The sequence below is a fragment of the Ferriphaselus sp. R-1 genome (assembly GCF_000746095.1).
In the GTDB taxonomy this organism is placed as follows: Bacteria; Pseudomonadota; Gammaproteobacteria; order Burkholderiales; family Gallionellaceae; genus Ferriphaselus.
In genome coordinates, this window is record NZ_JQKP01000007.1 from 136874 (window position 1) to 146156 (window position 9283).

The 9283-nt window shown below is 59.8% G+C and carries 11 protein-coding genes and 1 pseudogene; 4 read left to right on the forward strand and 8 right to left on the reverse strand.

Features of this window, described 5'->3' with window-relative positions; genetic code table 11:
- Positions 1-43 precede the first annotated feature (43 nt).
- On the reverse strand, positions 44-460 hold the full coding sequence (locus tag DM08_RS07005) for a hypothetical protein (protein ID WP_035383922.1): 417 nt from the start codon (positions 458-460) through the stop codon (positions 44-46).
- Positions 461-603: 143 nt separating this feature from the next.
- Here DM08_RS07005 and argA point away from each other — a divergent pair, with 143 nt between their 5' ends.
- Both argA and DM08_RS07015 read left to right on the forward strand, forming a co-directional pair.
- The gene (argA, locus tag DM08_RS07010; protein ID WP_035383923.1) at positions 604-1932 is read left to right on the forward strand and encodes an amino-acid N-acetyltransferase; all 1329 of its coding nucleotides are present in this window, start codon (positions 604-606) and stop codon (positions 1930-1932) included.
- A 40-nt stretch (positions 1933-1972) separates the two neighbouring features.
- Positions 1973-2245 carry an oxidative damage protection protein gene (locus DM08_RS07015; protein WP_035383924.1) on the forward strand — a complete coding sequence of 91 codons (273 nt, stop codon included), beginning with the start codon at positions 1973-1975 and terminating at the stop codon, positions 2243-2245.
- A 4-nt stretch (positions 2246-2249) separates the two neighbouring features.
- Here the strand turns inward: DM08_RS07015 and DM08_RS07020 are convergent, their stop codons facing one another.
- Both DM08_RS07020 and DM08_RS07025 read right to left on the reverse strand, forming a co-directional pair.
- Positions 2250-2678 carry an EamA family transporter gene (locus tag DM08_RS07020; RefSeq protein ID WP_035383925.1) on the reverse strand — a complete coding sequence of 143 codons (429 nt, stop codon included), beginning with the start codon at positions 2676-2678 and terminating at the stop codon, positions 2250-2252.
- A gap of 2 nt (positions 2679-2680) precedes the next feature.
- On the reverse strand, positions 2681-3007 hold the full coding sequence (locus DM08_RS07025) for a DUF2288 domain-containing protein (RefSeq protein ID WP_237560240.1): 327 nt from the start codon (positions 3005-3007) through the stop codon (positions 2681-2683).
- Positions 3008-3176: 169 nt separating this feature from the next.
- On the opposite strand from DM08_RS07025, the gene DM08_RS07030 reads away from it, so the two are divergent.
- A complete protein-coding gene (locus DM08_RS07030; protein ID WP_035383926.1) occupies positions 3177-5225 on the forward strand; it encodes a methyl-accepting chemotaxis protein in 2049 nt (682 codons plus the stop codon).
- Positions 5226-5242: 17 nt separating this feature from the next.
- Here the strand turns inward: DM08_RS07030 and DM08_RS07035 are convergent, their stop codons facing one another.
- The 5 genes from DM08_RS07035 to DM08_RS12850 form a co-directional block, all read right to left on the reverse strand.
- Positions 5243-5602: a hypothetical protein gene (locus DM08_RS07035; protein ID WP_035383927.1), complete on the reverse strand. Its 360-nt coding sequence runs from the start codon at positions 5600-5602 to the stop codon at positions 5243-5245.
- A gap of 112 nt (positions 5603-5714) precedes the next feature.
- A complete protein-coding gene (locus tag DM08_RS07040) occupies positions 5715-6296 on the reverse strand; it encodes a gamma carbonic anhydrase family protein (RefSeq protein ID WP_051937905.1) in 582 nt (193 codons plus the stop codon).
- 22 nt (positions 6297-6318) lie between these two features.
- On the reverse strand, positions 6319-6582 hold the full coding sequence (locus DM08_RS12555) for a cysteine-rich CWC family protein (protein ID WP_202593382.1): 264 nt from the start codon (positions 6580-6582) through the stop codon (positions 6319-6321).
- On the reverse strand, positions 6579-7691 hold the full coding sequence (locus tag DM08_RS07045) for an NADH:flavin oxidoreductase/NADH oxidase (protein WP_051937907.1): 1113 nt from the start codon (positions 7689-7691) through the stop codon (positions 6579-6581). The genes DM08_RS12555 and DM08_RS07045 overlap by 4 nt, the downstream gene beginning before the upstream one ends.
- Positions 7692-7790: 99 nt before the next feature.
- Complete coding sequence (locus DM08_RS12850; RefSeq protein WP_152555801.1) at positions 7791-8771, reverse strand: SHOCT domain-containing protein; 981 nt, start codon at positions 8769-8771, stop codon at positions 7791-7793.
- Between the two features lie 287 nt (positions 8772-9058).
- Here DM08_RS12850 and DM08_RS07055 point away from each other — a divergent pair.
- Positions 9059-9283: pseudogene (locus DM08_RS07055) on the forward strand (IS110 family transposase); the annotation flags it as partial.

Below are 9283 nucleotides of genomic sequence, written 5' to 3' on the forward strand. Positions count from 1 at the left end.
CGCACGAGCCCGCCACAGCGGGGCCGTTACGCGCGGGGAAAGACTAATTCAGCAGGGAACAGAAGCGGATGGAGAGCGGCGGCCCGGTATCGGGCGGAGTCAGTTGCGCCAGGTTGGCGCGAGTCGGCGGCGTGACAGCCTCCGGTGCGGCGGGCACGGCGAGCACGACCGCTACGGGCAGCGCGAACACCGGCACGACATGATCCGCACTCACCTGGTCGGCCTGGGTGTTCTGTGCCAGGCAGGCGTTGGCATTGGCCGGGGTGGCTTGTTCCTCGTGGCAATGGCCGGACATCGCGTCCATCACCCCGTCATCCGCCGCCTGGGCGGACATGGTGTAGGCATGGGTCGCCCCGGTCGCCAGCACACAGGCATTGGCCGCCACCACACCCTGCGCAAACAGCATCACGCCCAGCATCAGCCGGGTCAGCCATTTCACGGTGTGTCGGGTCAGAGTCATGGTGCCGAGTTCGGATCATTGCCTGTTGGATGGCGACGACTGTAACCGATTCACCCGGATTTTGAAAGTTGTTGCCCGGAAGTATTGCCTAGCCCCGCCTCGTTGCAGGATACTGCGCGCCATACTCAGCTCAGGGTCTTGTCATGCCACAGCATCTGCCTCCGCACTCCGGTTTCGTCACCTGGTTCCGCTCCGTCGCCCCTTACGTCAACGCCTTTCGCGGCAAGACCTTCGTGGTAGCGTTCGGCGGCGAGGTGGTGGCCGACGGCAAGTTCGTCGAACTGACGCATGACTTCAACCTGCTGGCAGCGCTGGGCATCCGGCTGGTGCTGGTGCATGGCGCGCGGCCACAGATCGAGCAACACCTGTCGAACAACGACATCGCCGACCATTACCACAACGGCATCCGCCACACCGACGCCGCCACCATGCAGTGCGTGAAGGAGGCGATGGGGCGGGTGCGTTTCGAGATCGAGGCGCTGCTGTCCATGGGGCTGGCGAACTCGCCGATGGCCAACGCCGACATCCGCGTGGCGGGCGGCAACTTCATCACGGCACAGCCGATGGGCGTGATCAACGGCGTGGACCTGCAACATACCGGGCGGGTACGCAAGGTGGATTGCGCCGCCATCCGCGACCGGCTCAATTTCGGCGAGGTGGTGCTGCTGTCGCCGCTCGGTTACTCGCCCACCGGCGAGGTGTTCAACCTCACGCTGGAAGACGTGGCCGCCAGCGTCGCCATCGAGCTGGATGCCGAGAAGCTGGTGTTCCTGATGGACACCGACGGCGTGACCGACGCATCGGGCGAACTGCTGCGCGAACTGACCATGGGCCAGGCCAGCGCCGTACTGGCTTCCGGCCAGGCGCTGAACGACGATGCGGCGCTGTTCCTGCCCTGCGCCGTGCGCGCCTGCGAAGCCGGGGTAGCGCGTACCCACCTCATCAGCCGCCACACCGACGGCGCGCTGTTGCAGGAACTGTTCACCGACGAAGGCATAGGCACGATGGTGGTGGAGACCACGCTCAACACCCTGCGCGATGCCACCATCGAAGACGTGGGCGGCATCCTGCAACTGCTGCAACCGCTGGAGGAAGACGGCATCCTGGTGCGCCGTTCGCGCGAACTGCTGGAGCGCGAGATCGAGAATTTCGTGGTGCTGGAGCACGACCACCGCATCATCGGCTGTGCCGCGCTCTACCCGTTCACCGACGAGGCGGCGGGCGAGCTGGCCTGCATGGCGGTACAGAAAGGCAGCCGCCGCCACGGCTATGGCGATGCGTTGCTCAAACACATCACCGCCGAGGCATTGGCGATGGGGCTGAAGCGGCTGGTGGTGCTGACCACGCGCACCGCGCACTGGTTCATCGAACGCGGTTTCAAGGAGGCGGACGTGTCGGAACTGCCAGCGCGCAAAAAAGAGCTGTACAACTACCAGCGCCGCTCCAAGGTGTTCGTCAAGAATATCCGGTAGAATCCGCCGACCTGAATCAACGAATCAATTGGAGAGCAAGATGGCAAGAATGGTGAACTGCGTGAAACTGGGACGTGAGGCGGAGGGGCTGGAGCGCCCGATGTACCCCGGCCCGCTCGGTCAGCGCATCTTCGACAACGTATCCAAGGAAGCCTGGCAGGGCTGGATCAAGTTCCAGACCATGCTGGTGAACGAGAACCGCCTCAACCTGGCCGATGCCAATGCCCGCAAGTATCTGGCGCAGCAGATGGAAAGCTACTTCTTCGGCGCAGGCACCCAGATGCCCGAAGGCTACACCCCACCCAAGGCTTGAGCGCCTAGAGCGCCAGCACCAGCGAACCCGCCACGATCAGCGCACCGCCCACGGCGGTCTTGAGCGTGACGGCTTCGCCCAGCGCCAGCCACCCCACCAGGATCACCAGCGCCACGCTGAGTTTGTCGATGGGCGCGACCTGCGACACCGGTCCGAGTTGCAAGGCGCGAAAATAGCACAGCCATGACAGCCCGGTGGTCACGCCGGATGCGATCAGGCACGCCCAAGCCAGCCAGTTGCCGCCTTCCGGCTTCTGCCATTCGTTGCGTGCGGTCAGCAGCAACGCCGTCACCAACAGGATCACCACAGTGCGTATGAAGGTGGCGAGGTCGCTGTTGATCTGTGCCACGCCGATCTTGCCCAGTATTGCCGTCAGCGCGGCGAACACCGCCGAGGCGAGTGCCAGCAACTGCCAGGACTGGGTGAAGGCCATGGCTAGTCCGCCATTTCCTGCACCAGCACATAGGGGCTGATGACCACCGCCCAGACATGCGCATCGGCCTCATACCAGGCCAGCGCCTGCTCGTCGCTCACCCTGCCCACCTGACCGGCCAGCATCCACTGTTCGACTTGCGCCTTGTTGTCCTCGGATACCTGGAACGCCACTTCCACCAGATCGAGGCTCCGAGCGACCGCGATCGCCGCTCCGCTGGCGAAGAAGCGCTGCAACTCACGCCAGGGTATGGTCGACGTATCCAGATTCACCTTGGCGCGGTAGACATCCTTGTGTGCGCCGCTCTGTTCCTGCTCATGCATGCTCATAGTCTTCCCTATCCATCAATTCCGGGGAAGGATACCAAACCGTCGGCGGTCTTGTCCGTCCGCAAGCAAAAAAGTATTACGCATCTAAAGTTTTCTGAAGCGGTGGCGAAAGCAACTGGCACTCCGCTGTTTATGCGCACAGTATCGCCATACGTTGAAGAGGAATGGTATGAGGAACAATCAACCGGTAACTCAGCGAAACATCGACTACCCGGAGTCGGACATTTTCATCACCCGTACCGATCCCAAGGGCATCATCACCTATGCCAACGATGCTTTTGTCCAGACCAGCGGCTTTTCTCTGGATGAGCTGCTCGGACAGAACCATAACATCGTGCGTCATCCCGACATGCCGGCATGGGCCTTTTCCAGTCTTTGGGATGCCATCGCCAGCGGCCACCCATGGCAGGGCGTGGTCAAGAATCGTGCAAAGTCGGGTGACCACTATTGGGTAAAGGCCACCGTTGTTCCCATCATCGAGCATGGAACGATCGCTGGCTATCTATCACTGCGCCGCAAGCCGGAACCATCCGAGATCCAGGCGGCAGAGGCACTCTACAAGTCCAAGACCCCACCCAGGCAACAGCGGTCTTTGATGCACTGGTTCAGCAATCTTTCACTGCAAACCAAGCTGCATCTGCTCATTCAGCCGCTGTTACTGATTCTGCTCAGCCTCGCCAGTTACTACATCGCCGACCACTTGCAGGCAACGATGCTGCAAGAGACACATAAACGTGCAGATGGCATCGCCAACCAAGTGATCGATGGTGCCAACATGCTAATGATCACCGGGCAGATAAGCGCCCCGGAGAACCGGCAACTGCTGCTGAAAAAGATCTCCAGCTCGGGCCATATCATCGGACTGCGCTTGGTCCGCGCAGAGCAGGTCGCCAGACAGTTCGGCCCGGGTTTGCCCGAAGAGCAGATCGCCAGCGATCTGGAACGCAAGGTCATCGCCGACAAATCACCGCATCAGGAGCTGATCCAGCATGACGGCAAGCCGGTGTTCCGTCTGATCACCCCATACATTGCCAGTCACAACTTCCATGGTACGGACTGTCTCGGCTGCCATCAGGTCGAAGTTGGCAGCGTCAACGGTGCCTCCATCATCGACATCGACCTGAGCGAGGAATTCAGTGAGTTTCACGCGATCATCATCAAACTGGTCATTGGGCAAACGGCCTTGCAACTGGCACTATTCCTGTTCATCACCTGGCTGATCCGCCGCTTCATCACCGCTCCGGTGGCAGAGATCAAACAACATCTCGAATCACTGGTGAATGGCAACATGTCCGCCCCAGTCAATATTTCCGGGCGTGACGAGATGGGCGAGATCCTCTGCTCCACTCAATCGGCCAAGGTGCTACTGGGGGCATTGGTGGATCAGAACAGCACCATGACACGCATCATCGAGGAGCGCGCGCAACAGCTCGCCAACGCCGTGTCGATGGTGGAGAACAGTGCTTTCCAGCAAACCGAAGCCGCCAGCCACATGACCTCGGCCATCGAGCAGATGAGTCAAAACATCGAGCAGGTGGCCGAACACACCAGCGACGTACGCCAAACCTCGGAACACTCGCACGAGCTCTCGGACAATGGACGCAACATCGTTCGGCGTGTCGTGGATGACATGAACACCACCAGCACGGCGATCATCAATGCCGCGAAAACCATACATGAGCTCGGCGACAAGTCCAGCCATATCCGAAATATTGTCACCGCCATCCGGGAGATCGCCGACCAGACCAATCTACTGGCGCTGAACGCCGCCATCGAGGCGGCGCGCGCAGGCGAGCAGGGACGCGGCTTCGCCGTGGTGGCCGATGAAGTACGCAAACTGGCCGAAAAGACCGGCAATGCCACCCAGGAAATCGCCGGCATGACCAACGAGATCAACCAGAGCACGCACCATGCGGTTGAAGAAATGGGACAGCTAGTCAAAATGGTCGAGAACAGCTCGGTGCTGGCCAGTCAGGCGGATGTGGCCATCACCGGCATCAGCGACGGCACAGCGCGCGTGCTGCAGGGTGTCGCCGAGATATCCAGCTCACTCAATGAGCAGAGTCAGACCAGCCGGGGTATCGCCCATAACGTGGAGAGGGTAGCGGAGATGTCGGAAAGCACCAGTGCCGCTGTACATGAAGTTTCCGGTGTCGCGCTCAAACTGGAGCAGCTGGCGAACTCGCTGAAACAATCCATCGGGCACTTCAAGATTTAGGCGCGAGCCGGAGCGACTCAGGGGGCGCTGCTCGAATCCCGGCTCTCCAGCTCGCTCCACATCGCCTTGGCGATGGCCACCCAAGCCGATTGCCGCTTGGTCAGCGCATGGATCTTCGTCAGGTAGTTAGAGCCGTAGGCCTTGGTGTTCGCCTCGTGCATCAGCACCGCCAGGCCGAACAGCTCGATCTTGGCGCTGGCCTCACGGTCGCCATGGCTGGCGGCCTCCTTGAGCGCGGCGATGTTCTGCAACACATCATGGGCGAACATCCGTATCTGGTTCGGGTCTGCACAGTCCAGCCCCAACCCGACGCAGTGGCGCTCCATCTCCAACTCGATCTCGTGCGTGTCCTTCAATAGAAACTCGTGGCTATACATGCTGGGCTGACTCCTGCGGGCGGCACACTACGGCCTCTGCCCTGTGCCGCCGACTGACGGCGATGAGGGGCGCATACTAAACCAAGCGTGGGCGCACCGCAAAATGCCGGACTCAGAACACCACGTGGTCGGGGAAGACTTTGCCGCGTGCGGCAGCCTGCTCGTCCATGCGCAGGTAATCGTCCTTCAGGCGGATGTAGTGCTCGGCAGAATAGCGCAGGTAAGCGAGCTCTTCCTCGGTCAGCGCCCGCACCGCCTTGGCCGGACGGCCCATGTAGAGCATCCCGCTTTCCAGCACCTTGCCGGGTGTCACCATACTGCCCGCACCCACCATCACCCGGTCGGGGATCACCACGTCGTCCATGATGATGGAACCCATGCCGATCAAACACTCATTGCCGATGCGGCAACCGTGCAGGATGACGGAATGGCCGATGGTCACATAGTCGCCCACGATCAGCGGCGAGCCTTCCGGCTTCTCCGCCGTCTTGTGCGAGACATGGCCGATGGTCAAGTCCTGCACATTCGTCCCGCGCCCGATCTCGATGCGGTTCACGTCGCCGCGCAACACCGCGTTGCACCAGATGGACGCATCCGCGCCTATCTTCACCTCGCCGATGACTTGGGCGGATGGATGCAGGTAGACGTGCTCGGCGAGTGCGGGTGAGGTTTTCAAGTAAGAAGACAAGGGCATGTTAATTCCTCTAGATGGAGCGCTATACCAAGCCGTCATTCCCGCGACAGCGGGAATCCAGTGGCGCGCAAAGCGCGCCGTTATTCGATTTACTGGATTCCGGGGCTAGCCCGGAATGACAGCATCCCGCACAAACACACGCCTGCCCGCGCAACCGCTCCGGCACCTGCGCCAGCACGTCCGCCGGGATGGTCACGCGCTGGCACCAGCATTCGGCTGCGGATTCACCTTGCGCCATCGCGCATCGGTTGTCGCCGCCGCACAGCGGGCAGTCGGCGGCGCTCACGGCTGGAAGCGCTGGCCGGGCTTGGTGGTGCTGAACAATCCCGCCGGAGCCGTGCCGCGCCAGTATTGCGGCGGCGCTTCCACTTGCGCGCCCAGTGCCGCCGCCGCGCGCCAGGGCCAGCGCGGGTCGTAGAGCATGGGGCGGCCAATGGCCACCAGGTCGGCGCGGCCTTCCGCAACGATGGCTTCGGCCTGTTCCGGCTGATCTATCATGCCCACGGTGATGGTGGGCAGGCCGGTCTCGCGGCGGATGCGTTCACCGAACGGCACCTGATAGCCCGGCCGCACCGGGATGCGCTGCTGCGGGGCCAGCCCGCCGCTGGAGACGTGGATGAAATCGCAGCCGCGCGCCTTCAGCGCCTGCGCCAGCGCCACGCTCTGCTCCAGATCCCAGCCGCCCTCCACCCAGTCGGTCGCCGAGATGCGGATGCCGACCACCCTCTGCGGCACGGCGGCGCGCACTGCCGCGAACACCTCCAACGGAAAGCGCAGCCGGTTTTCCAGCGCGCCGCCGTACTCGTCCGTGCGCTGGTTGGTGATGGGCGAAAGGAACTGGTGCAGCAGATAACCGTGCGCGGCGTGTACCTCGATGGCATCGAAGCCCAGCCGCTCGGCGCGCTGCGCGGCAGAGACGAACGCCGCCCGGATGCGCGCCAGCCCGGCGGCGTCCAACGCCTGCGGCGCGCGCTCCTCCGGCTTGTAGGGAATGGCCGACGGCGCGACCGTCTGCCAGCCGAGCTGATCCTCGGCCACCTGCTTGCCGCCATCCCAAGGTACCGCGCAAGAACCCTTGCGCCCGGCGTGGCCGAGCTGGATGGCCAGCGGCATGGATGAATACCGCCGCACCGACGCCACCACCGGCCGCAACGCCGCCTCGTTCGCCTCCGACCACAGCCCGATGTCGAACGGCGAAATCCGCCCCACCGGCTCCACCGCCGTCGCCTCCACAATCAACAACCCCGCCCCCGAATGCGACAAGTTGCCGTAATGGATCACATGCCAGTCAGTGGCATTCCCCTCCTGCGCCGAGTATTGGCACATCGGCGGAATGACGAGGCGGTTGGGTAACGTTAGGTTGGAGAGAGCGTAGGGAGTAAAGAGATGGGGCATGGGGTTTCTTGAAATTCAGTTGTGGGACACAACGTAAGTTGCGCCGAATATTTATTCCTCAACTATTCGACACAATACCTTCTGTCTATTGCTCCTACGCTACATAGACTTAAGAATATCCTGTTTCTTTACTTCAAAGTCTTTTTGGCTAATTAAGCCTTCTTTATACAAAGCTTTCAACTCTTTCAAACGAGTAGCTGCGCTTTCTTTTTGTGGCAAGATCTGTTTAGGTTGGCTAGATTCTTGAATTGCTTGGTTAGGGTATTCACTGACCACATGGGGCAAGACAACTGGCGTTTGTTCTGTTATGCCATGAGAGGGCACTTTACTTTCCTCTATACCTGGAGGCGTAATTCCCTGAATACTTTCAGCAAGCAGTATGAAGGACACTTTTTGTTTCTCATATCCAGATGTAACAGTCCAACTCCTAACAAGAATCACCTCTTCACCCCCTTCAATTAAGGTCGTTAGGTAAGTAAATTTCTTTCCTGAAACTCCAGCGCCAAACTTATTTTTCCCCGTAACTTCGTAGCGCCACGCTTTTAGCCCATTTACGCTGATTTGTTCAATTTCAGAATATTGAGCCTCCGCAATCGCACTAATTGATCCCTGCCTATAGTCTTCAGCAAGTTTTTTCATGTCCGACACCGACTCTCGTCTAATTGCGCCAAAAGCCAACCCTGAGTTACTACTGGCGTTATCCGCCATCAGCATCCAACCATTTCGTTTTTGTTGCTCGGTGATAGATGTGGGCTTCCAACCTTCCGGCAAGTCTATATGCGCCTTTGACGTAAAGGCCGGGGCAGAAAAATCCAAAGATGCCCTAATTGGGTACTCAGGTTGAGCACATCGAACTGAAGTGCCCGACAGCGATTTAATTATTCCAACAGCCCCTGTAGACAACCGGATTGCATCGCCAATTTTCGCATTCGAGCCTACGCAATTCTCACCTTCCGCGCTGGTGATTGCATCGGAAATTTTGTTAGTTACGCTGCTCGGCAGAAAAAAGAAAAACCATGCGTTTGCGCTGGAAGGTATTAGCATCAGAGAAATAATAAATATTCGAATATATAGTCCCACTTACTTGCTCCACTCATTGTAAAAATTAATAACTACGTGCCCCTAACTTGGACACAAACCCCAGCAGAGTCTAACAGCCCCCTCGGACTGCCCAATATGCCTGAAGATATAGGCCGGGGGGGTGATGTACGAACCCCAGCTTCCCCATATTCAATACCCCTCATGCCGGGGTTCGCAAGCTCACCCCAGCTCGCGTAGGGCAATGGAATGGACACCTCCCCCTAAACGGCATCGAGATGTGCCAGACTGGAGATGGCAAACAACCAGTCAACAGAGGGAGGTGTGAAATGGATATTACGCGTATTGGCATAGACCTGGCAAAGAACGTATTCCAGATACACGGAGTGGATCGTGCGGGCAAGGTGATTGTCAGGAAGCAATTGCGGCGCAACCAGATGCAGGCATACTTTGGCAAACTGCCAGCGACATTGATCGGCATGGAAGCCTGTGGAAGCTCACACTACTGGGCGCGGGAGCTGGGCAAAATGGGACATGACGTGCGACTGATGTCG

Excerpts from the sequence above, each read along its gene's own strand:
- DM08_RS07005 (WP_035383922.1), bottom strand. The coding sequence starts at position 460 with ATGACTCTGACCCGACACACCGTGAAATGGCTGACCCGGCTGATGCTG.
- argA (WP_035383923.1), top strand. The coding sequence starts at position 604 with ATGCCACAGCATCTGCCTCCGCACTCCGGTTTCGTCACCTGGTTCCGC.
- DM08_RS07015 (WP_035383924.1), top strand. The coding sequence starts at position 1,973 with ATGGCAAGAATGGTGAACTGCGTGAAACTGGGACGTGAGGCGGAGGGG.
- DM08_RS07020 (WP_035383925.1), bottom strand. The coding sequence starts at position 2,678 with ATGGCCTTCACCCAGTCCTGGCAGTTGCTGGCACTCGCCTCGGCGGTG.
- DM08_RS07025 (WP_237560240.1), bottom strand. The coding sequence starts at position 3,007 with ATGAGCATGCATGAGCAGGAACAGAGCGGCGCACACAAGGATGTCTAC.
- DM08_RS07030 (WP_035383926.1), top strand. The coding sequence starts at position 3,177 with ATGAGGAACAATCAACCGGTAACTCAGCGAAACATCGACTACCCGGAG.
- DM08_RS07035 (WP_035383927.1), bottom strand. The coding sequence starts at position 5,602 with ATGTATAGCCACGAGTTTCTATTGAAGGACACGCACGAGATCGAGTTG.
- DM08_RS07040 (WP_051937905.1), bottom strand. The coding sequence starts at position 6,296 with ATGCCCTTGTCTTCTTACTTGAAAACCTCACCCGCACTCGCCGAGCAC.
- DM08_RS07045 (WP_051937907.1), bottom strand. The coding sequence starts at position 7,691 with ATGCCCCATCTCTTTACTCCCTACGCTCTCTCCAACCTAACGTTACCC.